Genomic DNA, 23,867 nt, shown 5'->3' with positions numbered 1-23,867 from the left:
CGAATACGGAACCAGCAAGGATGGGAACAGATGTCAATTCCCATCCTTGCTGGCTATTTATATCATAAGGACCTACTTTACAAGACCATATGCCCTCATTTAGCTAAATTGTAAATTCAATTTTTTCTGTAATACTTATTACCTTACCATCTTTTACTTCAATAAAAAACGGAACCTTTTGCGCTGGTGGTGAATCAGAATATGATTCATTTAGATGTAGAAGAAATTCTTCTTTTTCTGTTGTCGTATAAACCCTGTCTCCATCGTTCTCTTTTACAAAAAGAAGATTAATGTCAACAAAATAATATACTGTTTCCTTTGTGAGTTCATAGGTCTGTTTTTCTATGTCAGCATTATAAATATAGTATCCGTTCGGCATATCAACTTGTTGATTTAATTCAAGCTCTTCTATTCGATCCTCATCTTCAGCCTTAATGATCTCAACCCTATCAAGATGCAATATATTATCGTCTATTACCATATAACCTGTTAGTAATTCTGGATTGGATGCAGGCGCACAAGCAGAAATAGTAAGTACCAATATTAAAAGACATAGGGATAATAGCAAGGATTTCTTATTATTTTTACATATTATAGAATTAATTCGTATTTTCATATCTTTCTTTCCTCCATAAAATCTTGTGGATAAAATCTTCACCAAATATAAATATGCTCAAGGTATGATTTACACCTTAACGTACATCCAAATTACCAATACAACCTTGAAACTTGGCTACTGTTCTGCATCCAACTCTTTCAAAGGCTGCCCATACTGTTGAAGCATAAATTTGCCATTCTGCTCATACACAAAAGAAATATCCTCAAATGGAATAATTCCCTGCTGAGCATCACTCGAGATATAACCGCCTAACCAGCGGTTTTCATGTCTTTTCAAGAAGTAAACCCTCGTAGTATGCAAGGGGAAAACTCAAATCCAATCCAACAGATATTTTATAAGCAAGCAGGTTGGCGGCAGTTGCCGCCAACCTGCCGGAATATTATTGGACGTACCGAATAGTTACAGCCTGGTGATGTAGGTTTGCGGCAAGCAGTCACTTTTTGAATTGATACTATTCAGCAATAAATGTCGCTGTTCGTGTTTCTCCATCCCATTCAACCTGAACCCCAAGTATTTCAGCAATCTTTCCTACAGGCAGAAAAGTCCTGCTGTTTTTAATCATGGGTACTGCGTCTTCAAAATACACCGTTTCCCCATCAACCAGTATCTCCGGCTCTCCCATGTGTAAAATGATTGTTTTATCGTCTTTTGTCAGGATAATTTTTTCTTCACTTTGTTCCCAGTCTACTTCAAAACCGAATGCATCCGCGATTGCCCTTAATGGAATCATTGTTCGTCCATTTTCAACAAATGGCTCCGCTCCGGTCCCAAATACAGTATGCAGGTATTTCCCGTTTACAAGGACTAAGACACGATTTTTAATTGCTTCTTCATAGGTGGGAAGCTTCAAGTTAACTTTCTCACCATCAATCACCACCCCCATATTCCCAGAGGTTCCATCTCTGTTCTCAGTATATGCCGGTACAGGTACTGCCTCCGACCAAAAGAAATCTTCTGTTTCTGCGGCATACGCGGTTGTCTATGGTAATCTAATAGTAGGCCACCGTAGTCATTGAAAAACCGGCCACAATAGATTAACCTACTTGAGAGGAAATTCAACAGGTAGGGGCTGGGAGAGATGATCACAATGAACATCAAGCAACAAATTTTAATGATGCATATTCATGAAGGGAAATCGCGCCGGGAAATTGCGAAAATAACAGGGATCAATCGGGACACCGTAGGAAAGTACATTGGACAATATGAGGAAGGGAGACAGCAATTATTGTCGAGCGGGTCGGCAGATATCCAGGCACTAGTCGACACCCTCACTTCTGCCCCCAAGTATACTGTGGGCATTCGACCCAAAAGAAAAATGACTGACGAGGTTGTGAACAGGATCCAGTTCTATCTTGACGAGAATGAAACTAAGCGAAATCAGGGGCGGCACAAGCAGCAAAAAAAAGCCATTGATATCTTTGAAGCACTGGAAGCCGAGGGTACTCAACTAAGTTACAGTACCGTTCTTCGAACCATTAGAAGCTTGGAACGGAAACCAAAGGAAGCGTTTATTAAGGCTCTGTATGAACTTGGAGACATTTGCGAATTTGATTGGGGTGAGGTTAAACTAAAAATTAATGGAAAATTTCAAGTTTTTCAGATGGCCGTATTCACAACGGCTTACGGGAACTATCGCTTTGCTTATCTGTTCACCAAACAAACAACAGAGTGTTTTCAGGAAGCACACGCCCTGTTTTTCCAGCATATCGGCCAAGTGTATCGTACCATGGTGTACGATAACATGAAAGTCGCGGTGAAAAGGTTTATTGGAACGGAGAAGGAGCCGACGCAAGGATTGCTTCAATTGTCGCTCTACTATGGTTTTCAGTATCGGTTTTGCAATATTCGCAAGGGCAACGAAAAAGGTCATGTGGAGCGAAGCGTCGAGGTCGTTCGCCGAAAAGCCTTCGCTTTTCGGGACGAATTTGAATCCCTGGAGGAGGCAAATCAATATTTGCAGGATGTGTGCACTAAGCGTAATCGTAAGTCCCATGATGAGTACAACGGCCAGACGGCGGAGGAACGATTGGAAGAAGAGCGCCCCGCATTGCTGCCCACCCTTCCACCATTTGATGCAGCTCGCGTGATTTATGGACGGGTGAACAAATATTCCACCATCATCGTTGATCAGAATCGTTACTCAGTACCGGATCATTTGGTAGGTGAATCGATCATGATTAAAGCATATGCGACCCGGGTGCGATGCTTCCATCAGGAATCCTTGGTAGCGGAGCATGTGCGATTAACCGGCAACCACGAGTGGCGGCTTGATCTGAATCATTATTTGGATACGCTAAGGAAAAAACCTGGTGCATTTGCCGGTAGTGCGGCATGGCAGCAGGCTCCTAAAAGGATAAAAGAAATATACGAAACATATTATACCAAACAAGACAAGGAATTTATACAGCTATTGCAATATATTCGAGACGATGTCCCATTTGCGGAAGTCGAGCAAGCTATTCGGGAGCTGGAGAAAATTCATCCGGCTCAAGTGACTACGGATAAAATTAAAGTGCTTTGTGCTAGGAATCGTGACGCGATGCCTGTTGTTCAACCAAATCTCTCGAAAACGGGAAAAGAGATTGTAGAGCGGTCAGCACAGCAGCTTCGCATGTACGATGACATGTTTGATACCCATACACCAAAAGCAAAGGAGGACGTTGCATGAGTAACGCGCCGCGCAAGGCGTTTAAGGAAGCGATATTGGAATATAGCAAAGAACTGAGACTCCCTATGATTCGTAAGCATTTGGATGAGCAAGTTCGGGAGTCAACGCAGCAGGATGCCAGTTATGAAGCATTTCTGGCGCAGTTACTGGAGAAGGAATGTGATGCTCGTCGGGAAGCCTCGCGGCATAATCGCATTCGTCTGGCTGAATTTACACATAAAAAGTACCTTGAAGATTTGGTCATCGCGGATTTGCCAGATGATGCCCAAAAGAAGTTAAAGCAGCTGAAAACATTAGAGTTTATTCAGGAGGGGCGCAACATTATTCTGGCGGGGAACCCGGGAACAGGCAAGACGCATGTGAGTATTGGGCTAGGCTTAAAGGCCTGCCTGGAGGGATATAAAGTATGGTTTACAACTGTTCCCCTCCTCATTAACCGGATTAAAGAATGCCGAGCAGAGCAAACTCTTCGAGCCTTCCAGAACCGCTTTGAAAAATATGATTTGGTTATTGCCGATGAAATGGGTTATATATCTTTTGATAAGGAAGGATCTGAATTATTGTTTACCCATTTGTCGCTGAGGGCTGGTCGCAAATCGACAATCATCACAACCAACTTATCCTTCGAACGATGGGGTGAAATTTTTCAGGATCCCGTGATGACGGCGGCCATGATTGACCGGTTGACGCATCAGTCATACATCGTCAACATGAATGGAAACTCGTACCGCATGAAAGAAACGAAGGAGTGGTTACAACAACAGCAACTGGCATGAAGAAAAAAACAATAACCCTGTATAAAGGTTTATCATGTTTTTGATAAACATTTATACAGGATGTAACAAGCGATAGCGCGTTAGCATTCATCGTGAAACAATGCTCTTTGAAAACTAAATATGCTTATGAAACGACTAAATTTTTTTTTCTTAGTGGCCGAAAATTAAATGACTATATGGCCTAATTTTAAGTTGACAAATACACGCGGTATTTCCGATAAATAAAAGACAAAGTAAACTGAGAGTCATATATTTCAATTTTGTTCTAAACATACTATTACCTCCAAACTATTTCACCGCATCAAGGTAAGCCTGCGGCACAGGAATGCCTTTTTCTTCATGGAGTTTGATTCGTTCCATAATTTCTTCGTAGCTAAGTTCATGCGGAACATAGCTATCTTTTGGGTTCGCCTGTACCACATCACCTTCTTGATTATAGGATATTGCGCTTCCATTCTCACTTACCACCGTTATGTTACTTCCACCTTCCAATTGGAGGGTATTCTCCGCAGCTAATGCAGAGACAGTTGTTCCGATACTTGTGATTGCTACGACTGCTGCAACAGCAAAAATCGTAATATGCTTCTTCGTTTTCTTAACATTTAATAACATGGTTAATCTCCTTTCAATGTGCTTCTTGCTTTCGCATAGGGAAGAACAAAAAGCCGTGTTCATGCCGGAATAGTTATCCAGCGTGTTCAAGATGGCTTCGCCGTAAAGTTTTCTTTCCTCGTGAGACATTTCTGCTGCTAAGGCCTCGTCACAGGATAACTCTCCCCATGTGCTTATATCCTTGCGGAGAACATGGACAAAAGGGTTAAACCAGTGCAGCGTTCCTGCAATTAGGGCAAACATTTTTACCCATAAATCCTTGCGTTTCACGTGCATTAGCTCATGGATCAACACCAGATTCAAGTCAATTTCTGATATTCTGTAGGCTGGTAACAGTATCGTGGGGCGGCGCAGCCCCACAAGCATAGGGCTTGTGATTTTTGGGTTCAGCATGAGTTTTACTTCGTCGGGAATGCCTAAAGCCGTTTTGCATGAGGAAAGCAGAATGGCTGCGGTGTCCTCTGGTACGGGAAGGCTGTCAGCCCAAAGCTGTCTACTGAATCTGCGGTAGCAATAGAAATACCATCCAGCAAACAGCACTGCACCAAAAATCCAAATAAACACAAATGCTTCCATTACTTCAAACGTGAAATGCTTCATCAATGTGCCCATTGCATCCATTAAAGCGTGTGATGGTAGTGCATTCTGGATAGCCGACGGTTCGGCAGGATAACTCTCCATAATAGACTGAGACAAAGGGAGCTTCCCGGCAAAGAGGTAAACAGGTATTAGAAAAAAAGCTATCGCTATCTTTCCAATTCCGTATTGCCACTTGGCAGGAAAAATTTTCACCGTAACGCGCCGAAGCAGAAGCATCAACCCGACAACTATACTTCCCGCAATAGACATGGCAAGGAGAATTGACAACAGATTACCCATTCTTCTCACCTGCCTTTTCAGCGAACCAGCGTCTTAACTCGGTCATTTCATCTTTTGCCAGCTCTTTGCCGTCATAGAGCGTTGCCAGGAAATTTTTAACCGAACCCTCATACAGCGTTTCAAGTAGGCTCTTTGCTTCTTGGCTCCGATATTCTTCCAGCGACATGCGAGGCCTGTAAATATTCGCCCGACCTTGTTTGATGGAAGTCAGGACACCCTTTTCAACCAGCCTTGCCAGAAAGGTTGCCATTGTTTGTCCTTTCCACTCCTTGCCCTTTTGCTGTGCAAAAATATCAAGCAGTTCGCCGGATGTAATGGGATGGTCAGAAGCCCAGATAATTTGCATCACTTCCATTTCCGTTTCCGATAGTTTTTGAAAATTAGTCATGGTGTACACCCTCCGTTCCTTGCCGCACGTCTGCGCCAATTCCACTACATTAATGTAGTGGTTTTATTCTACTACGAGCTTGTAGTCGATGTCAAGAGATATTTTTTGTACTTTTTTGTACTTGCCTAATATAATCTGAATTGAGCACGGCTTCAGCAGATTTTTACCGCACATTTTTTCATGCAATTTCAGTAGTGATGGTAAAGGGGTAAACGCTAAACGGCAACCCCAGTCGATAATCTCTCGCACTGATGGTAATCAGTCTAATATTTTGGAGATACGAAGCATTATAACGACATTCCTATTCTGGCTTTTCCGAAATCCGCCTAAGAAGCTCCTCGCTGCTGATTTTACTCTGCTTGTACTTGAGCCTTGCTTTAGAAGCTATATCAGTCCATGCCTTAAACTGTTCTTCTGTTAGTTTGTTGGTCTGGCGGTCGCTATCCCAAGCATCCATACGGTAGAAGGGTGACAGGGGGCGATCTGCGCAGGGTGACCCACTACGCAAGGCAGCATGAATTCCTTTTTGCCAAGCATATAACACAGAAAAACAGTGCTGAAATTCGCAGAGAGATTGCACAAACCGAGCGAGATTTAGAAAATCTTAAACGTAGGGATACCGAGCTGACGGTCTTGTTCAAGCGGCTTTACGAGGACAATGTCCTTGGAAAAATCCCAAACGAGGTATTCCGCAAGCTCAGCGATGACTATCTTTCAGAACAAAAAGAAATCCAGACCACAATCCCGAAAAAGGAAAGCGAGCTGGAAAGGTTAAAAGCTTCTGTCATCAACGCCAGTGCTTTCATTGACAAGGCGAAGCAGTACACTGAAATCAATGAATTTACCGCCGAGCTACTCCACCTCTTCATTGAGCGAGTGGAAGTCGAAGAACGCACCGAAAAATGGTCACGCACCGCCATGCAGGAAATCAATATTTACTACCGAGATATAGGGCTGCTGGATAATATGATTGAAGCGCAAGCAGAAGAACAGGAACAGCCTCAAACATCAATAGAGGTAGCATAAACGGCAATCGGCAGACAGTGAATACCCACTGTCTGCCGAACCATACCACCCCTTCTCCACGGTTTAGAAAATGTCCCTATGAAACCGCGGAGAAGGGGTGGGTTCTTTTGTGTTGTGTTTTGACTGGCTCTACATAACATCAAGTATAGGTATTAATATTTTGTTATAAATTGAAAGGAAAGCAGATAAATGGTATAATTTAATTGCAAAAATAAAACAAATTAAATTTCAACACAAAGGGAAAGTTCTTTTGTATTATTTATTAAATATAGGTGGTGGTAGGATGAAGGTTCAGAATCCACACGATAAATTCTTCAAAAAGACCTTTGGAGATGTGGCCGTGGCTGGGGATTTCTTAGATAATTATTTACCTCAAAGCATCGTGGATATAATAGATATAGATACATTGGAGGCGCAGAAAGATAGTTACATCAATAAAGAGCTGCAGGAGAGTTTTTCGGATCTTCTTTTTAAAGCCGACATAAATAATCGGGAAGGTTATCTTTATTTTCTCTTTGAACATAAAAGCTATCCTAGCCGTGATGTAGCCTTTCAGCTCTTGAAATATATGGTGGAAATTTGGAACACAAAGGCCGAAAATATTACCCAACTACCGGTAATCATTCCACTAGTAATATACCATGGCAAGGATGGCTGGAACATAAAACCCACCTTGGGAGAAATAATTTTAGGGTATGAGGATCTGCCGGTGGATGTGCAGGCACTCATTCCGAATTATAAGTATTTACTTTATGACCTATCAAGGTATACCGATGAGCAAATAAAAGGTGCAGTAGAAAACAAAATTGCAATGACTATGATGCGGGATATGCCACGGAAGAATATCGACGAAATCCTAAAGTTTGTTTTGAGGGGATCCATTCATTTGCTGGAGCTTGAAGATAAACAGACAGGGATGGAATATTTTGAGACCCTGATCAGATATCTGCTCAGTGCCAGGAGTGATTTAACCAAAGATGCTTTTAACGAATTGGTTAAGCAAATCGAAACCATCTATCCGGAAGGGAGTGAAAGGATAATGACTCTAGCTGAACAGTTTAGGGAAGAAGGCATGGAAAAAGGTATGGAACAAGGCATGCAACAAGGCATGGAAAAAGGCATGGAAAAAGGGGAAGCCAAAGCCCTTGTGAGAACGGCGATAAAGTTACTTACTAGAAAATTCGGTTCCGTACCGGAAGATTTAAAACAAGGCATAACGAAATTAGATGTACCGACACTGGAGGTCATAATTGAAGGTGTTTCGGAATATAAAGGCCTTGATGAAGTAAAAAGGTATCTCCAGTAACACAAGGAAGGAAGTGACAGGGGGAGAGGTGCATTGTCCCTACCTGTCCCCTTATCCCTACTCTGAACCTAATATTTTACTTAAGAATTTACGCTTTAGCGAAAGAAAGAGCCGTGCACCGATTTTTCATTTAGTGCGACAGCCCTACTTCTACACATCTTCACAAATATATATGTGGTTATTTCATCAGCCCTGCACCACTGTTCCTTGCCTGCCCAACCTTATCGCCAATTGCGTAGTAACCGCTCTGGAACTGATCAAAGACAAAGGCATTTAGTTTCACTGGGTCTACATTCCCTTTTTCGTCAAGGACTGCTTCATCCGCCAAAACATTCACAATCTCACCTAACACTCTAAAACCGTATTTGCCATTTTGAATTTCAACTATAATGTACCCATAGAACAAGACACGATTTGAAAAAATGAAATGACAATAGTAAAATGAACCGATATAAAAACTGAGGAGAAAAGCATATATGGAACGACGTCAATTTACACCTGAATATAAAACTAAAATCGTGCTTGAAATATTAAAAGAAGAAATATCAATTGGCGAGATAGCCAGCAGGGAGAGTATTAATCGAACACAGCTTCAAAACTGGAAAAAAGAGTTTTTAGAAAATGCAAGCCGTGTATTCGCGCAAAGCAAAACCGAACGTGAAGCCCAACAAATGGTAAAGGAGGCAAATGAGAGAGAGCAGAATTTAATGGTCAAAATTGGTCAGCTCACCGTAGAGAATGACTGGCTCAAAAAAAAATCTGCTCAAGTGCGTGCTCGGATCCAACTGGGAGAATAAATCTGGTTTCAAAAGATGATGAATTGCCAGTGAAGCGTCAATACGAGCTACTGAAAGTAAATCGAACAAGTGTATATTACAAACCCATAAAGCCTTCAAATGAAGACTATGAAAGAGAAGAATATATAAAAGCAAGGCTTGATTATTGGCACACAAAAATGCCTTATTTAGGCGTCAGGCGGCTTGTTAGAAAGCTACGAGGGGAGGATAATATTACAATAGGAAGAAAGCTGGTAAAAAGGTATATGGCTGAGATCGGGATATATTGTATATTCCCGAAACCTAATTTATCAAAACGAAATCAACAGCAGGTGGACACTATATTTAAGGACAGCACAGAAATCAAGCATAGAGTCACTGAAATTAAAAACTCCTCATCACCGATATTCATAAAATAAAAAGGAGGGCGTAACCATGACAAAATGTAAAATAACTGTATTAAAAAGAGAGTTTTACCCCGATTTAGCAAAAGAATATATTCCTTTTCCCGACTATGGCCCATGTCACATGATGAAAGAAGGAGATGTATTCCTAACGGGCGGGCCATTTGGCAATGAGAAGCCAGAGGGTTTTTGTTCTATGGCTTGGCAAGCAATTGCACTGCACGCAACTTCGTTATCAAGTGGTGGCAAAGTTTTTGGCATAGATTCGGTTCATATAGTATGCTGCAATGATGGCGTTCGTCCAGTTATATTTAGAATTGAATCGTATCAAGATGAGTAGGATTCGTAGTATGGCATTTGTAGTATGGCATTGCACAGAATTTGCAGAAAGTACTCTACTAAATAAAATCTTACTAAATTATGCAGCAAAGGCACTGTACTATTTGTTTTCGTACAGTGCCCTTGCTCTTTATATCCCTAAAATAGTCCCATTAAAAGACTGCGTAACAATACTTGCCAATGGTTATTATTTTTAACTTCTGAATAGCAAGTTCCAGTCAGTTATATTCGCCGTATTATTCAAGTTCAAATGCTCCTGTATAGAGTTGATAATATTCCCCCCTCTCGTTAATAAGTTGTTCGTGGGTGCCCCGTTCAATGATACGGCCATTCTCCAGCACCATAATGACGTTAGCATCCTGAACGGTTGACAGGCGGTGGGCTATCACAAAGACCGTCCTGCCTTTCATCAGGGCATCCATGCCCCGTTGGACAATCGCTTCGGTTCGGGTATCAATCGAAGAAGTGGCTTCGTCCAGAATCATGACGGGCGGATCGGCCACAGCAGTGCGGGCTATGGAAAGGAGCTGCCGCTGTCCTTGAGAAAGGCCGCTGCCGTCGCCTTCCAGTACGGTTTGATACCCCTGCGGAAGCATACGGATAAAATCGTCGGCGTTAGCGAGCTTTGCGGCTTTAATGCACTCTTCATCCGTCGCATCCAGCTTACCATAGCGGATATTATCCATGACCGTCCCCGTAAACAGGTTCACGTCCTGCAAAACCATACCAAGCGAACGGCGAAGGTCGGCCTTTTTTATTTTGTTGATGTTGATTCCGTCATATCGGATTTTCCCATCGGCAATATCATAGAAACGGTTGATCAGATTGGTGATCGTCGTCTTTCCTGCGCCGGTCGCGCCGACAAAAGCAACCTTTTGACCGGGCTTGGCGTATAGCGTAATGTTGTGCAGGACGGGCTTATTTTCCTCGTAGCCGAAATCCACGTCGAAAAAGCGGATGTCCCCTTGGAGCGGCGCATAGGTTAACGTCCCGTCGCTGTGCGGGTGCTTCCATGCCCATGTATTGGTTCTTTCTTCGCACTCTCTGACTTCGCCGTTTTCCATTTTGGCATTTACCAAAGTCACATAGCCGTTATCCGCTTCGCTGACTTCATCCATCAATTCAAAGATACGGGAAGCGCCCGCCAGCGCCATAACCACCATGTTAAACTGCTGGGAAACCATCCCGATGGGCATAACAAAACTGCGTGACAGGGTGAGGAAGGAGGCAATCGTTCCAAGGGTCATGACATTGATTCCCGTAAGACTGAGATTGTTTATACCGGCAATCCCCAATACAGCGCCGACTACGGCAAGCAGCACATACAGAAAATAGCCCATGCTGCTGACAATCGGCATCATGACATTGCCGTATTTATTGGCTTCGGTGGAGTAATAGCAAAGCTCGTCGTTCTTCGTATCAAAGGCTTCTTTGGCTTTTTCTTCGTGGCAGAAAACCTTGACTACCTTCTGTCCTTCAATCATTTCTTCGATATATCCGTTGACATCTCCCAGCGAGTTTTGCTGTTTCATAAAGAAGGAACCGCTTTTCCCCACGAGTGATGCAATAACCTTCAACATGATGATGACAAAGACGATAACCAAAAGCGTCAGCCCCACGCTGAGATACAACATTGAAACAAACACCGCAAGTAGAGTGACCACCGAAGAAAACAACTGGGGCAGGCTTTGGGAAATCATCTGGCGGAGCGTATCGGTATCGTTGGTATAATGGCTCATAATATCGCCATGTGCATGGGTATCAAAATACCTGATCGGCAGGGTTTGCATATGATTGAACATCTTGTCGCGTATCTTTTTGAGCGTTCCCTGCGAAACCGTTACCATGATCCGGTTGTAGAACAAGGTGGCAAGTACGCCGACCAGGAAAACAGCGCCCATCATCAGAACCGCTTGCAATAAGCCTGCAAACGAAGGGTTGGTCTGACCCAGCAGCGGGGTAATGTAATCATCGATCAGCGTCTGGATAAAAAGCGACGAGGCGGCACTGGCAACCGCACTAAGAAGGATGCAGACTACAACAATAACAAGCTGTATTTTATAATCGCCCATATAGGAAAGCAGACGTTTAATTGTGCCGGGCTTAAACCTTTGTAAAGATGGCTTTGGGCCTGTGCCGGGAGCGCCGTTTGCAGACATTTTTTCCATTAGAGGGGCACCCTTCGGCATCGTCTTACCCTGATTGTAATTATCTGTCGATGGCATTTTATTCATGGAGGTGGCCCCCTTTATTCTGAGATTCATAGACTTCTTGATAAATCGGACAGTTTTCCAGCAGCTCATCATGGGTTCCTATGGCATTGATTTTGCCATCGTCCAATACGATGATCTTATCGGCATCCATTACGGAGGCGATGCGCTGTGCAATGATGATCTTGGTCATATCCGGGAGCTCCTCCCGGAAAGCCCCCCGAATGAGCGCGTCTGTTTTTGTATCCACGGCGCTGGTGGAATCATCGAGAATGAGGATTTTCGGCTTTTTGAGCAATGCCCGCGCGATACAAAGCCGTTGCTTCTGGCCGCCTGAAACGTTGCTGCCGCCTTGCTCGATATACGTGTCGTATTTGTCGGGGAATTCCTGAATAAAGCTGTCCGCCTGCGCCAGCTTGCAGGCGTGCACCAACTCTTCATCGCTGGCGTTTTCATCGCCCCAGCGCAAATTCTCTTCAATCGTACCTGAAAACAGAACGTTTCTCTGCAACACCATCGCCACCTGATTGCGGAGCGATTCAATATCATAATCGCTCACATCTGCGCCACCTACCATCACCATGCCGCTCTGGGCGTCATACAGCCGTGGTATAAGCTGGACAAAGCTGGATTTCGCAGAACCGATCCCGCCTATGATACCAACGGTTTCGCCGGACGCTATGGAGATACTGATGTTGTCAAGCACCGGCTTTTCCGTTTTACGCGCATAGGAAAAGGTTACATTTTCAAACGATATAGAACCGTCTTTCACCGAAAATAAGGGGTTTTTCGGGTTTTTTATATCGCTTTCCTCGCTGAGAATTTCCGAGATTCGCTCCGCAGAGGCACGAGAAATGATTATCATGATAAAAACCATCGACAACATCATCAGGCTCATTAATATCAGCATGGCATAGGTGATCAGGCTCATAAGCTCGCCGGTTGAAAGTCCGATGGCGGGATTGTTATTGCTGGCAACAATCTGTTGCGCTCCCAGCCACGACACCAGCAATATGCAGACGTACAGACAAAATTGCATCAGGGGCATATTGTATGCAATTCTCTTTTCAGCCTTTGAAAAGTCTTGGAAGATTTCTGTTGATATTTTCCCAAACTTATTTTCTTCAAAACTTTCCCGGTTGAAGGATTTGACAACGCGAATGGCGCTGAGATTTTCCTGCACAACATTGTTGAGCCTGTCGTAAGTCTTGAAAACCTTCCGGAAAACAGGGTGCACATGGGACGTAATCAGCCATAATCCAATCCCAAGAACGGGAATTGTCGCCAAAAAGATCAAAGCAAGCTGCGCGTTAATACGGAAGGAGACAATCAGACAGAAGATTAGCATAAAAGGGCTTCGTATCGCCATGCGGATAATCATCTGATAGGCATTTTGCACGTTGGTCACATCGGTTGTCAGGCGGGTGATAATACCCGCAGTGGAAAATTTATCAATGTTGGAGAACGAAAAGTTCTGCACATTGAAGTACATGTCGCGCCGCAGATTTCTGGCAAAGCCGGAAGACGCAACCGCCGCGCTGCGCCCGGCCATCGTACCGAAAGTCAACTGTATTGCCGCCGAAATAAGCAGCGCCAGTCCTATCATTAAAACGTAAGAGAGGTTGTTCTTCTCGATCCCGTAATCAATCAGATAAGCCATTAGAATGGGTATGATAATTTCCATAATGACCTCGAATGTTACGTACACAGGGGTAAGTATGGAGTCCTTTTTATACTGCCCAATACTGGCAGCCAGTTTTTTAATCATTTTCGATTCCCCTTTCAGTCTGATGATATAAGCCGTTTATCATAAAGCATTGACCGCTTTTTAATCGTGCAGATTGTTGCCTTTTGAAACAGTCGCATAATGCGACAATGTTGGACGTCAAACAATATGCCTAAAAAAATAAAACTGGGGTTAGTTTACTTTATGTTGTCCTTCATACGTTGGATATAGCTATAAAGGGCTTCTGACTCTTCTTCGGTGAATCCCCTTGTTAAAGCTTCCTCAAGTTTATCTCCCTTTTCTTTCATTAATTTGCTTAATTTCCAAGCCTTATCCGTAAGAGTCAGCTTTTTTAGCCTGGAATCATGGGGGACGCTTTGCCGCTCAATTAATCCCTTTTTCTCCATTAAAATCAGGACTTTTGAAACAGTAGAGCGGGTAATGGTAAACTGTTCCTCTAAGTCCTTCTGATAAATATCTTTATCGGCGTTATTGGCAAGAAACCCAATAATCCAGCCATTTGTGCTCGTAACAGGGTCAATTTGCTTTTTGTCCTCCGAATTTGCAATTTTACGCATAATGAGATTTTCGAGGGCGTGGAGTTCTAACCCGATTGGATTTCTGTTCATCCCTATCCTTGCCTCCTATTTCTTCGACATAAAGTTGTACGTCATACTGTACGACATGCTACATTATAAATCGCCTTGTTATTTTTGTCAATAGGAATAACGAGAAAATTATTGATGGCATTTTCGGTAACGGTAAACAGTAAACGGCAGAATGAGTCCAAGATGAAGCCGACAAACTCCAAATTGTAGAGCAAGCCAACCCTGGCTAAAGGATTCGGCTTGCTCTTTTCATCAAATCCCCAATATAGTCCAGATATAGAGCGGAGCAGTCAGGGTAAACGGCTCGGGAGAAACGCACTTTGGGGTGATAGGGCAGTTCGTCCTTCACCAGCTGCTCTAAAGCAAACGATAAATCTGTTTGGCAAATTCAATAAAATCATTAATATTGCTCAAGCTTTTAAATACGATGCGATCATCTATGTCCAGATAGTCATGGACAAGAATATTTCGAAACCCGGCAATCATTCTCATTTTTTCAGCCATGTCAGGAGAAATAACCCCTTCTTCTTCCAATACAAGGAAACTATCCCCATAGCCGACAGGAGTCCTAAAACCATGGTCAGCAATTACATGATTGGCGATATCAATACACGCTTGCGCTGCAACTTGTAAGTTACGCTCAGCCCTATCCTGCAAAGAATCATCATTTTGATAATCATTCCATGAATACTCAGCAATAACCTTTAACTTACGCACTGCTTGCTCCAGCTTCATGATCCGCTGCTCAACCTTTTCTTTATCAACCACCAAACCTTCCCTCCTTCATCCGCCGAGCTAATCCATCGGAAAAGATCTTTTGTGTCGGAAGATAATCAAAATACCGATCCATAGTCATAACCTGGTAATCAATAAGTTGTGATCTTGCACCATCGCGGATGTATAGCAGCTGACCATCCTTGATTACACGGTAACCGAGGGAAGGTGGCGCTTCATTGAGTACCACCAGATCAATATCATCGCGACCCAAAACTATAGATAACTCCCCCATTAATCGTAGTCTTTCAGTAAAGATCTGTTTAGGTTTAATCGTTTTACAAAAGAGCACAGCTATATCAACGTCACTTAATAAGGTCTGCCGGCCTGCAGCATATGACCCAAATAGGAAGACTGCTAAAATTAATTTATTCCCTTTTACTTTTTCAATGAAATCCTCTAATTTTTTAAGCAATTCAACCTTAGACAGATAATTTTTCACATCAAAACCTCCAACAGCAGCATTGCAACACATCTTTGAGTATCATTATACTTTATTATCTACATTCCTATCTACTTTCTTTCATCTGCTTTTGTTGACATTTTTCTAATATTATTTTGTTATTGTTCATGTAATATTTTCAAAAACATATCCAACCGCTCATTTATATATCCTGCAAATAGTTTTTCCATGGCAGAAAGATTGTGTTTTACATGATATTCATCAAATGCATTGTAATAAGCGATGCGGTCGGTAAATTTAATATCAATAGGCGGAAAACCTGCCTTCATCAACTCAAAGTTAACCAGCAGACGACCGGTTCTTCCGTTGCCGTCAATGAATGGATGAATGCCCTCAAATTCGATGTGAAAACGAGCTAATTTTGTTACAATATGCCCGGTGCTCTTAGCAAAATCAGCCATTAACTCTTCCATTTTGGGCCCAATGAGATATGGCTGTACAGGCTCGTGCTTTGCTCCCATGATACGAACGGGCACACGGCGGTATACACCCCGGTCATCCCTCTTATCCGCAAGCACCAAATAATGAATCTGCTTAAGAACGCTCTCGCTCATTGGAACATTATTTTTCGTAAGCTCACTGACAAACTCAAATGCCTCCTTATGACCTATAGCTTCCAAATGATCTTTCAGAGGTTTTTGGCCGATAGTAAGACCCCTAAGAACCATATCCGTTTCACGCAGTGTAAGCGTATTACCCTCGATTGCGTTAGAATTGTATGTGTATTCTACAACAAATTGCTCCCTAAGTCTTTCGACCTCACCTTCTGTCAAGGGACGTCTGTTATCCAGCTCTTTCTTCTTACGGTCTAGTTTATCAAGCAGGCTTTCTGTGGATTTATATCTGCCGTCAGCAGGTTTTACTGCATCAATAGGAATTTTCCATCCTCGTCCTTCTTGAAATACGCCGGGGATTTTACCTTCAGAACACAGGACTCGTATTCTTCTATCCGAGATGCCCCATTTTTCTGAGGCTTGCTTTACATTCATGTACATAAATATCCCTCCAGTCATTCATATTATACCCTATTATTGGAATAATATCAATGATTTAGGAATGACACATTAACAATTATCGGAATAATACAATCAAATAAACAAACAGCTTGCTTGTTAATTAAAAACTAACATAGCAAGCTGTTTTTAAGGTTATAAACAGAGTTTTTGGCATCAGGTGGAGTTAACGCTCCATCTGATGCCAAAAAAGTTATCCAGGAACTTAATGCCACTTATCCCACCGCTTTTAGAAGTGGGGGTATTAGTGGCAGTTAGTTATCGGATAAATCATGGTACTCACTGTACTACTTGAATTGTGCTGATATGTTTGCCTCCGGTATAAATATGTGTCGCACAAGAAATACAAGGGTCAAAAGACCGGATTGTTCTGCCTATTTCTATGGGATGATTAATATCCCTGATCGGGGTACCGATCAGTGCCTCTTCCGCAGTTCCTTTCACATCACTGTTGCTTCGGGTTGAAAGGTTCCAGGCAGATGGCGTGATGATCTGGTAAAATGAAATAACCTGATTGTTCACTCTAAGCCAATGCCCTAAAGCTCCTCGCGTCGTGTCAATCAAACCTTTTCCCACTGCTATTTCCGGAATAGTATACTCCTTTTGCACTGATACTCCGGGTATCAGGTTCTCAATCAGGGTATTCATAATTGAAGCAATTTTTTTCGCTTCCAAAACTCTGGCGATCGTCCTGTCCATGGTTGATATGCCGTTTCTGTATTCTCCGGAAAGCCAAAGTCTCGCCAAGGGTCCGGTCTCGAAGGGCAGATTGTTGTAGCGTGGAGCCTTGACCCATGAATATGCCTGGGCTTTGTTCATATCGGCTTTCGGGTCAGCATCAAATGGTTTATCCCCATTTTGTGTGCCCTTTGTACCCTTTGTGTTCTTTGTGTTCTTTTTTGTCTCCTGATACCAGGCATAGTCAATTTCTTCAGTAATGTCATCCGGATTGAATACGTATGTTTTACCCTCGGTGTAAACAAGGGGATTCACATACAAAGTTCCCAAAGCCTGATAGCCGTCGAAACAGCCAAAGCTTAAAAGGTTCCCATAGCCCCTGCCCATCGAAAAATAATCATGATAATACTCGGCAATGATATTGACGTCAGGGAGCATTCGATCATTAATAAATTGATATATGGCATGGAGAATAGATTTTATCTGAATAATTTTATCAGTGGTTGCCTGTGTGGTAATCCCGCCGATAAACACGCCATGATTATGGGGAGCTTTGCCGCCAAGTACGGCAAGCATTTCATGGGCACTTCGGCTTAAATCCAGAGAAGCAAAATAATCCTTGACCAATCTGTCATTCTTCTCTTTGGGCAGTCTGAAATCATGATGATCCGCCTTGAACAGAGGATAATCTTCGGGCAGTTTGACAAAATCCGGGATGGTATATTGATAAAAATGGCGGATATGGTTTTGCAGAAATTCGCAGCCATGGATAATATCTCTTAAATATCTCCCCTGCTCAGAAGGGACAACACCAAGGGCATCCTCCAAGGCAAGGGTAGAAGCCATAGAATGGGCAGTTGAACAAATGCCGCAAATGCGCTGGGTGAAATATACTGCATCAAAGGGATTCCTGCCGGTTAGCATCTTTTCAAATCCACGAAACATCAGGCCTGCTGTTTTCGCATCCACAACCTGGTTATTTTCTATATCCGCTTGAATTTCCATAAATCCGCTGATCCGGGTAACGGGATTAATCACGATTTTCTTGGTCATCATTAACCTCTCTTGTGGAATTTCTTGTGGTATTATAGCTAATAAAAGGCTCCATGGCATCAGGGAAGCCAAATTGCGCACAACCAATGCAAGGAGTGTCATCCTCAACCGGCCAGTTCACATACTCATTCCACTGCCTGATCGGACAGTCTGTGCGTGTTACCGGTCCGCGGCAGCCCAATTTAAACATACAGGTTTTATCCCCTAGCTTTTCGGCAAAGATGCTCTGATCAAAATATGACCTGCGGGGACACCTGTCATGAATCAAGGTGCTGTAAAACAAAAGAGGTCTGTCCCTGCTATCCAGCTCAGGTTCTCCATAGAGCAAGATATGAGCTAATGTCCCCATAAACCAGTCCGGATGACAGGGACATCCCGTCAGCTTGATCACCTTTCGATTTAATACACTCTGAACACTGACACACTCAGCCGGATTTGGCCTTGCTGCCGAAACCCCTCCATGGGTGGCACAGGCGCCGATGGCAATAACATATGATGCCTTAGCACCAAGGATCTGAACCGCCTCAAACCCAGTTACCGCTTTTCCATTCAGGCGGCCGATGATGTTATACAGGCCGTTATTCTTCGTCGCCACAGCACCTTCAACCGCAAGGATATAGTCACTTCCCAGTACACTAAATAACTGTTCCATGGCATGCTGCCCTTCACTGGCTGAAAGACTGTTATTAAGTATTGAATATCAACTACGCAATAAAAATGACAATCGTCGTTGGTCTAATATTCGCACTGTCTTATCTACGCATTAAAGAAATACAGTCGTACTAACCGATGCCGGGCAGTAGATTTATTTGATTCGTGTATCCGGTATACCCGAAACTGCTCATCGTGATATTTATTACGAATCAGATGTTAAAGATTCACTAAAACGATTGCATGAAGTCATTGGTAAAAGATTGTAGTGACATAATTAACACTACAGCGTAATTTAAAAAACAGTGGACAAAACGAATTCGATATGTTAAATTGGTAATGAGGATTCGGAGGTTGGCAACAGGGATACCTCTGTCTCTAAAACTGAAAGGATTCGTTATTATGGAACCAAGAAATGTTATTCCTTCTATTGACGATACCCCCTTGGTAGAAGAAATATTTAAGATAAAATCTGCGCTAAGAATTGAGCTTGTCAATCGCACAGGACTGGAGGCTCTCTGGAATCAGCTTGTAAAATTGTACCATTATCTGGGCTATAATAAAACAATTGGCGCACGCGTTAAATATCTTGTGTGGTTTAATGAACGTCCCATTGCGGCTATCAGTTATAACCAAGCTTCTTATAGAGTAGGCGTACGGGATACCTTTATTGACTGGAATGATGAAGAGCGCAAAAAGTATTTACCGCATGTTTTAAACAATAATCGCCTATTAATTTTACCATGGGTGCACGTTAAAAATCTTGCTTCCCATCTAATAGCCTTATCTATCAAGCATCTCAAACATGATTGGCCACTCCTTTATGGGGTTGAGCCCTATTTATTAGAAACCTTTGTTGATCAAGATAAATATAAAGGAACTTGCTACAGGGCTGCGAACTGGCACTATGTTGGGGAAACCAGCGGGTTTGGCAAAGTCGGAATCACGTATCAATATCACGGAAACAAGAAAGGAGTCTATTTATATCCGCTTAAGAAAAATTACAAACAACTAATGGGCTGTACAGGTAGGCATAAACCACTCCGGGTCCTCAAAAAAAGTAATAAATATCTGGAGATGGTTTCGATGCAACTACAAAAAAACACTTGGCATGAAGGGATCCTGGAAGAAGCTAAAGTGCCTGATATTATAGATAAGCTGCCAGAGATGTTCAATAATTATATAAATCGTTTTGCAGACTGTTTTAAACGAGCAGAGCCAATTGCTAACTTATATGCGTATACGAGAGGATTGTTAAGCAATTTAGAAAGGAAGTCAGTTGGACCTATAGCTTTGGAATTCATTGATAATCCCAGAGGCCCACGTAATTTGCAGAATTTCATGAAGAATGCTCAATGGGATGAAGAAAAAGCCATCAAAATTTATCAAGAAGGTCTTTCCGAACGCATTTCTGATGATGAAGGAATGCTTACTGTCGATGAAAGTGGCTTTGTTAAAAAGGGTAAACATTCTGTGGGCGTGGCCCGTCAATATTGTGGCAGTGTTGGCAAAGTTGAAAACAGTCAGGTAGGTGTTTTTGTAGGCTATTCAGGCCATAAAGGTTATGGTCTAATTTCGACCCAGCTTTTCATGCCGGAAAAGTGGTTTGGCGAAGATTATACACAGCGTAGGCAAGACTGCGCTGTACCTGATGAACTAACCTTCCGAACAAAGCCACAGATTGCGCTGGATTTGATTCGTAAAATCGAAGAATCTGAGCTATTTAAAGCAAAATGGATAGGCATGGATTGTCTTTACGGAAACAGTAAAGAGTTTCTTGACGCTATCTCAGATAAATATTGGTATTTTGCGGATATTCATAACAACACACAGGTTTGGCGCACCCAACCAACCTTTAAAGTGCCTGAATATAAAGGACGGGGTCCACGCCCTACAATAATGGCAGCAACAACTCCCACAGAACATGTTTCAAAGATCGCTGGGGATGAAACGATACCCTGGGTAAAAATGTATCTTGGGGAAGGATCAAAAGGACCGATTCATTCGGATATCAAATGTCTTCAAATTTATAGAGCCTTTGCGAAAGAGACGTGCGAAGTCCCTAGAAAATCATGCTGGTTATTTATTCGCCGTTCCGAAGAAGGGGTGATTAGGTATTCTATCAGTAATGCGCCGGTGGACATTCCAACCTCTGAACTGTGCAAAGCATCGTTGATGCGCTGGCCTATTGAGCAGTGTTTCAATGAAGCCAAAGACGAATTAGGCATGGATCATTATGAATTCAGGTCTTGGACTGCCTGGCATCGGCATATGCTTTTGGTGTCGATCGCGAGTTCATTTTTACTTGAAATAAGACTGCAAGTGATTGATAAAAAAAAAGTCTGTCTATGGTAATCTAATAGTAGGCCACCGTAGTCATTGAAAAACCGGCCACAATAGATTAACCTACTTGAGAGGAAATTCAACAGGTAGGGGCTGGGAGAGATGATCACAATGAACATCAAGCAACAAATTTTAATGATGCATATTCATGAAGGGAAATCGCGCCGGGAAATTGCGAAAATAACAGGGATCAATCGGGACACCGTAGGAAAGTACATTGGACAATATGAGGAAGGGAGACAGCAATTATTGTCGAGCGGGTCGGCAGATATCCAGGCACTAGTCGACACCCTCACTTCTGCCCCCAAGTATACTGTGGGCATTCGACCCAAAAGAAAAATGACTGACGAGGTTGTGAACAGGATCCAGTTCTATCTTGACGAGAATGAAACTAAGCGAAATCAGGGGCGGCACAAGCAGCAAAAAAAAGCCATTGATATCTTTGAAGCACTGGAAGCCGAGGGTACTCAACTAAGTTACAGTACCGTTCTTCGAACCATTAGAAGCTTGGAACGGAAACCAAAGGAAGCGTTTATTAAGGCTCTGTATGAACTTGGAGACATTTGCGAATTTGATTGGGGTGAGGTTAAACTAAAAATTAATGGAAAATTTCAAGTTTTTCAGATGGCCGTATTCACAACGGCTTACGGGAACTATCGCTTTGCTTATCTGTTCACCAAACAAACAACAGAGTGTTTTCAGGAAGCACACGCCCTGTTTTTCCAGCATATCGGCCAAGTGTATCGTACCATGGTGTACGATAACATGAAAGTCGCGGTGAAAAGGTTTATTGGAACGGAGAAGGAGCCGACGCAAGGATTGCTTCAATTGTCGCTCTACTATGGTTTTCAGTATCGGTTTTGCAATATTCGCAAGGGCAACGAAAAAGGTCATGTGGAGCGAAGCGTCGAGGTCGTTCGCCGAAAAGCCTTCGCTTTTCGGGACGAATTTGAATCCCTGGAGGAGGCAAATCAATATTTGCAGGATGTGTGCACTAAGCGTAATCGTAAGTCCCATGATGAGTACAACGGCCAGACGGCGGAGGAACGATTGGAAGAAGAGCGCCCCGCATTGCTGCCCACCCTTCCACCATTTGATGCAGCTCGCGTGATTTATGGACGGGTGAACAAATATTCCACCATCATCGTTGATCAGAATCGTTACTCAGTACCGGATCATTTGGTAGGTGAATCGATCATGATTAAAGCATATGCGACCCGGGTGCGATGCTTCCATCAGGAATCCTTGGTAGCGGAGCATGTGCGATTAACCGGCAACCACGAGTGGCGGCTTGATCTGAATCATTATTTGGATACGCTAAGGAAAAAACCTGGTGCATTTGCCGGTAGTGCGGCATGGCAGCAGGCTCCTAAAAGGATAAAAGAAATATACGAAACATATTATACCAAACAAGACAAGGAATTTATACAGCTATTGCAATATATTCGAGACGATGTCCCATTTGCGGAAGTCGAGCAAGCTATTCGGGAGCTGGAGAAAATTCATCCGGCTCAAGTGACTACGGATAAAATTAAAGTGCTTTGTGCTAGGAATCGTGACGCGATGCCTGTTGTTCAACCAAATCTCTCGAAAACGGGAAAAGAGATTGTAGAGCGGTCAGCACAGCAGCTTCGCATGTACGATGACATGTTTGATACCCATACACCAAAAGCAAAGGAGGACGTTGCATGAGTAACGCGCCGCGCAAGGCGTTTAAGGAAGCGATATTGGAATATAGCAAAGAACTGAGACTCCCTATGATTCGTAAGCATTTGGATGAGCAAGTTCGGGAGTCAACGCAGCAGGATGCCAGTTATGAAGCATTTCTGGCGCAGTTACTGGAGAAGGAATGTGATGCTCGTCGGGAAGCCTCGCGGCATAATCGCATTCGTCTGGCTGAATTTACACATAAAAAGTACCTTGAAGATTTGGTCATCGCGGATTTGCCAGATGATGCCCAAAAGAAGTTAAAGCAGCTGAAAACATTAGAGTTTATTCAGGAGGGGCGCAACATTATTCTGGCGGGGAACCCGGGAACAGGCAAGACGCATGTGAGTATTGGGCTAGGCTTAAAGGCCTGCCTGGAGGGATATAAAGTATGGTTTACAACTGTTCCCCTCCTCATTAACCGGATTAAAGAATGCCGAGCAGAGCAAACTCTTCGAGCCTTCCAGAACCGCTTTGAAAAATATGATTTGGTTATTGCCGATGAAATGGGTTATATATCTTTTGATAAGGAAGGATCTGAATTATTGTTTACCCATTTGTCGCTGAGGGCTGGTCGCAAATCGACAATCATCACAACCAACTTATCCTTCGAACGATGGGGTGAAATTTTTCAGGATCCCGTGATGACGGCGGCCATGATTGACCGGTTGACGCATCAGTCATACATCGTCAACATGAATGGAAACTCGTACCGCATGAAAGAAACGAAGGAGTGGTTACAACAACAGCAACTGGCATGAAGAAAAAAACAATAACCCTGTATAAAGGTTTATCATGTTTTTGATAAACATTTATACAGGGTGTAACAAGCGATAGCGCGTTAGCAT

Annotated in this window: 24 protein-coding genes; 10 read left to right on the top strand and 14 right to left on the bottom strand. The window is 43.0% G+C overall.

Annotation, left to right across the window (positions count from 1 at the left end; all coding sequences use genetic code 11):
• Window positions 1–103: 103 nt before the first annotated feature.
• The 3 genes from CEQ75_RS11285 to CEQ75_RS11280 form a co-directional block, all read right to left on the bottom strand.
• A complete protein-coding gene (locus CEQ75_RS11285) occupies window positions 104–616 on the bottom strand; it encodes a hypothetical protein (protein WP_089610703.1) in 513 nt (170 codons plus the stop codon).
• Window positions 617–733: 117 nt separating this feature from the next.
• The gene (locus CEQ75_RS18395; protein WP_157677432.1) at window positions 734–895 is read right to left on the bottom strand and encodes a hypothetical protein; all 162 of its coding nucleotides are present in this window, start codon (window positions 893–895) and stop codon (window positions 734–736) included.
• A 175-nt stretch (window positions 896–1,070) separates the two neighbouring features.
• Window positions 1,071–1,502 carry a copper amine oxidase N-terminal domain-containing protein gene (locus CEQ75_RS11280; RefSeq protein WP_089610701.1) on the bottom strand — a complete coding sequence of 144 codons (432 nt, stop codon included), beginning with the start codon at window positions 1,500–1,502 and terminating at the stop codon, window positions 1,071–1,073.
• Window positions 1,503–1,697: 195 nt separating this feature from the next.
• On the opposite strand from CEQ75_RS11280, the gene istA (CEQ75_RS11275) reads away from it, so the two are divergent.
• Window positions 1,698–3,287 (top strand): IS21 family transposase, encoded by a 1,590-nt coding sequence (gene istA, locus CEQ75_RS11275; protein WP_089608934.1) that lies wholly within the window; start codon window positions 1,698–1,700, stop codon window positions 3,285–3,287.
• Window positions 3,284–4,063 carry an IS21-like element helper ATPase IstB gene (istB, locus tag CEQ75_RS11270; protein WP_089608935.1) on the top strand — a complete coding sequence of 260 codons (780 nt, stop codon included), beginning with the start codon at window positions 3,284–3,286 and terminating at the stop codon, window positions 4,061–4,063. Before istA (CEQ75_RS11275) ends, istB (CEQ75_RS11270) begins: the two co-directional genes overlap by 4 nt.
• 288 nt (window positions 4,064–4,351) lie before the next feature.
• Here istB (CEQ75_RS11270) and CEQ75_RS11265 read toward each other — a convergent pair whose 3' ends face one another.
• Entirely contained in the window at window positions 4,352–5,554 is a 1,203-nt protein-coding gene (locus tag CEQ75_RS11265) for a M56 family metallopeptidase (protein ID WP_089610699.1), read from the bottom strand.
• A complete protein-coding gene (locus CEQ75_RS11260; RefSeq protein ID WP_089610698.1) occupies window positions 5,547–5,942 on the bottom strand; it encodes a BlaI/MecI/CopY family transcriptional regulator in 396 nt (131 codons plus the stop codon). Before CEQ75_RS11260 ends, CEQ75_RS11265 begins: the two co-directional genes overlap by 8 nt.
• Window positions 5,943–6,410: 468 nt before the next feature.
• Between CEQ75_RS11260 and CEQ75_RS11255 the strand changes: the two genes are divergently transcribed.
• Window positions 6,411–6,968, top strand: a complete 558-nt coding sequence (locus tag CEQ75_RS11255) for a DUF4368 domain-containing protein (protein ID WP_157677431.1) — start codon at window positions 6,411–6,413, stop codon at window positions 6,966–6,968.
• A gap of 283 nt (window positions 6,969–7,251) precedes the next feature.
• Window positions 7,252–8,274: an Rpn family recombination-promoting nuclease/putative transposase gene (locus CEQ75_RS11250; protein WP_089610694.1), complete on the top strand. Its 1,023-nt coding sequence runs from the start codon at window positions 7,252–7,254 to the stop codon at window positions 8,272–8,274.
• A gap of 178 nt (window positions 8,275–8,452) precedes the next feature.
• On the opposite strand, the gene CEQ75_RS11245 is transcribed toward CEQ75_RS11250, so the two are convergent.
• Window positions 8,453–8,611 (bottom strand): hypothetical protein, encoded by a 159-nt coding sequence (locus CEQ75_RS11245; protein WP_198306520.1) that lies wholly within the window; start codon window positions 8,609–8,611, stop codon window positions 8,453–8,455.
• Window positions 8,612–8,750: 139 nt separating this feature from the next.
• Here CEQ75_RS11245 and CEQ75_RS11240 point away from each other — a divergent pair, with 139 nt between their 5' ends.
• Genes CEQ75_RS11240 through CEQ75_RS11230 form a run of 3 tightly spaced genes read left to right on the top strand, consistent with a single transcriptional unit; the run spans window position 8,751 to window position 9,794 of the window.
• Window positions 8,751–9,071, top strand: a complete 321-nt coding sequence (locus tag CEQ75_RS11240; protein WP_089610692.1) for a transposase — start codon at window positions 8,751–8,753, stop codon at window positions 9,069–9,071.
• 29 nt (window positions 9,072–9,100) lie between these two features.
• Window positions 9,101–9,469, top strand: coding sequence for a helix-turn-helix domain-containing protein (locus CEQ75_RS11235; RefSeq protein WP_089610690.1), 369 nt, complete (start codon window positions 9,101–9,103; stop codon window positions 9,467–9,469).
• A 16-nt stretch (window positions 9,470–9,485) separates the two neighbouring features.
• Window positions 9,486–9,794 (top strand): TIGR04076 family protein, encoded by a 309-nt coding sequence (locus CEQ75_RS11230; protein ID WP_089610688.1) that lies wholly within the window; start codon window positions 9,486–9,488, stop codon window positions 9,792–9,794.
• Window positions 9,795–10,029: 235 nt separating this feature from the next.
• Here CEQ75_RS11230 and CEQ75_RS11225 read toward each other — a convergent pair whose 3' ends face one another.
• The 8 genes from CEQ75_RS11225 to CEQ75_RS11190 all read right to left on the bottom strand — a co-directional run bounded on the left by CEQ75_RS11225 (window position 10,030) and on the right by CEQ75_RS11190 (window position 19,012).
• On the bottom strand, window positions 10,030–11,961 hold the full coding sequence (locus tag CEQ75_RS11225) for an ABC transporter ATP-binding protein (protein WP_089612603.1): 1,932 nt from the start codon (window positions 11,959–11,961) through the stop codon (window positions 10,030–10,032).
• 58 nt (window positions 11,962–12,019) lie between these two features.
• Window positions 12,020–13,771 carry an ABC transporter ATP-binding protein gene (locus CEQ75_RS11220; protein WP_089610686.1) on the bottom strand — a complete coding sequence of 584 codons (1,752 nt, stop codon included), beginning with the start codon at window positions 13,769–13,771 and terminating at the stop codon, window positions 12,020–12,022.
• Between the two features lie 155 nt (window positions 13,772–13,926).
• On the bottom strand, window positions 13,927–14,358 hold the full coding sequence (locus CEQ75_RS11215; protein WP_089610684.1) for a MarR family winged helix-turn-helix transcriptional regulator: 432 nt from the start codon (window positions 14,356–14,358) through the stop codon (window positions 13,927–13,929).
• A 336-nt stretch (window positions 14,359–14,694) separates the two neighbouring features.
• The gene (gene hepT, locus CEQ75_RS11210; protein WP_157677430.1) at window positions 14,695–15,105 is read right to left on the bottom strand and encodes a type VII toxin-antitoxin system HepT family RNase toxin; all 411 of its coding nucleotides are present in this window, start codon (window positions 15,103–15,105) and stop codon (window positions 14,695–14,697) included.
• On the bottom strand, window positions 15,098–15,553 hold the full coding sequence (gene mntA / locus CEQ75_RS11205; RefSeq protein ID WP_157677429.1) for a type VII toxin-antitoxin system MntA family adenylyltransferase antitoxin: 456 nt from the start codon (window positions 15,551–15,553) through the stop codon (window positions 15,098–15,100). Before mntA ends, hepT begins: the two co-directional genes overlap by 8 nt.
• Before the next feature lie 119 nt (window positions 15,554–15,672).
• The gene (locus CEQ75_RS11200; RefSeq protein WP_089610678.1) at window positions 15,673–16,569 is read right to left on the bottom strand and encodes a Fic family protein; all 897 of its coding nucleotides are present in this window, start codon (window positions 16,567–16,569) and stop codon (window positions 15,673–15,675) included.
• 297 nt (window positions 16,570–16,866) lie between these two features.
• On the bottom strand, window positions 16,867–18,318 hold the full coding sequence (locus CEQ75_RS11195; protein WP_089610676.1) for a nickel-dependent hydrogenase large subunit: 1,452 nt from the start codon (window positions 18,316–18,318) through the stop codon (window positions 16,867–16,869).
• The gene (locus CEQ75_RS11190) at window positions 18,296–19,012 is read right to left on the bottom strand and encodes a hydrogenase small subunit (RefSeq protein WP_257913932.1); all 717 of its coding nucleotides are present in this window, start codon (window positions 19,010–19,012) and stop codon (window positions 18,296–18,298) included. Before CEQ75_RS11190 ends, CEQ75_RS11195 begins: the two co-directional genes overlap by 23 nt.
• A 311-nt stretch (window positions 19,013–19,323) precedes the next feature.
• Here CEQ75_RS11190 and CEQ75_RS11185 point away from each other — a divergent pair, with 311 nt between their 5' ends.
• The 3 genes from CEQ75_RS11185 to istB (CEQ75_RS11175) all read left to right on the top strand — a co-directional run bounded on the left by CEQ75_RS11185 (window position 19,324) and on the right by istB (CEQ75_RS11175) (window position 23,780).
• On the top strand, window positions 19,324–21,324 hold the full coding sequence (locus tag CEQ75_RS11185; RefSeq protein ID WP_198306519.1) for an IS701 family transposase: 2,001 nt from the start codon (window positions 19,324–19,326) through the stop codon (window positions 21,322–21,324).
• A 90-nt stretch (window positions 21,325–21,414) separates the two neighbouring features.
• On the top strand, window positions 21,415–23,004 hold the full coding sequence (istA, locus tag CEQ75_RS11180; protein ID WP_089608934.1) for an IS21 family transposase: 1,590 nt from the start codon (window positions 21,415–21,417) through the stop codon (window positions 23,002–23,004).
• Window positions 23,001–23,780: an IS21-like element helper ATPase IstB gene (istB, locus tag CEQ75_RS11175; RefSeq protein ID WP_089608935.1), complete on the top strand. Its 780-nt coding sequence runs from the start codon at window positions 23,001–23,003 to the stop codon at window positions 23,778–23,780. Before istA (CEQ75_RS11180) ends, istB (CEQ75_RS11175) begins: the two co-directional genes overlap by 4 nt.
• The last annotated feature ends 87 nt before the right edge of the window (window positions 23,781–23,867 follow it).

The organism is Dehalobacterium formicoaceticum, assembly GCF_002224645.1.
GTDB lineage: Bacteria > Bacillota > Dehalobacteriia > Dehalobacteriales > Dehalobacteriaceae > Dehalobacterium > Dehalobacterium formicoaceticum.
This window is presented reverse-complemented; position numbering and strand designations above follow the sequence as displayed.

Excerpts from the sequence above, each read along its gene's own strand:
- istA (WP_089608934.1), top strand. The coding sequence starts at position 1,698 with ATGATCACAATGAACATCAAGCAACAAATTTTAATGATGCATATTCAT.
- CEQ75_RS11215 (WP_089610684.1), bottom strand. The coding sequence starts at position 14,358 with ATGAACAGAAATCCAATCGGGTTAGAACTCCACGCCCTCGAAAATCTC.
- CEQ75_RS11200 (WP_089610678.1), bottom strand. The coding sequence starts at position 16,569 with ATGTACATGAATGTAAAGCAAGCCTCAGAAAAATGGGGCATCTCGGAT.
- CEQ75_RS11240 (WP_089610692.1), top strand. The coding sequence starts at position 8,751 with ATGGAACGACGTCAATTTACACCTGAATATAAAACTAAAATCGTGCTT.
- CEQ75_RS11260 (WP_089610698.1), bottom strand. The coding sequence starts at position 5,942 with ATGACTAATTTTCAAAAACTATCGGAAACGGAAATGGAAGTGATGCAA.
- istB (WP_089608935.1), top strand. The coding sequence starts at position 23,001 with ATGAGTAACGCGCCGCGCAAGGCGTTTAAGGAAGCGATATTGGAATAT.
- CEQ75_RS11250 (WP_089610694.1), top strand. The coding sequence starts at position 7,252 with ATGAAGGTTCAGAATCCACACGATAAATTCTTCAAAAAGACCTTTGGA.
- istB (WP_089608935.1), top strand. The coding sequence starts at position 3,284 with ATGAGTAACGCGCCGCGCAAGGCGTTTAAGGAAGCGATATTGGAATAT.
- CEQ75_RS11265 (WP_089610699.1), bottom strand. The coding sequence starts at position 5,554 with ATGGGTAATCTGTTGTCAATTCTCCTTGCCATGTCTATTGCGGGAAGT.
- CEQ75_RS11230 (WP_089610688.1), top strand. The coding sequence starts at position 9,486 with ATGACAAAATGTAAAATAACTGTATTAAAAAGAGAGTTTTACCCCGAT.
- istA (WP_089608934.1), top strand. The coding sequence starts at position 21,415 with ATGATCACAATGAACATCAAGCAACAAATTTTAATGATGCATATTCAT.
- CEQ75_RS11225 (WP_089612603.1), bottom strand. The coding sequence starts at position 11,961 with ATGGAAAAAATGTCTGCAAACGGCGCTCCCGGCACAGGCCCAAAGCCA.
- CEQ75_RS11280 (WP_089610701.1), bottom strand. The coding sequence starts at position 1,502 with ATGGGGGTGGTGATTGATGGTGAGAAAGTTAACTTGAAGCTTCCCACC.
- CEQ75_RS11220 (WP_089610686.1), bottom strand. The coding sequence starts at position 13,771 with ATGATTAAAAAACTGGCTGCCAGTATTGGGCAGTATAAAAAGGACTCC.
- CEQ75_RS11195 (WP_089610676.1), bottom strand. The coding sequence starts at position 18,318 with ATGACCAAGAAAATCGTGATTAATCCCGTTACCCGGATCAGCGGATTT.
- CEQ75_RS11285 (WP_089610703.1), bottom strand. The coding sequence starts at position 616 with ATGAAAATACGAATTAATTCTATAATATGTAAAAATAATAAGAAATCC.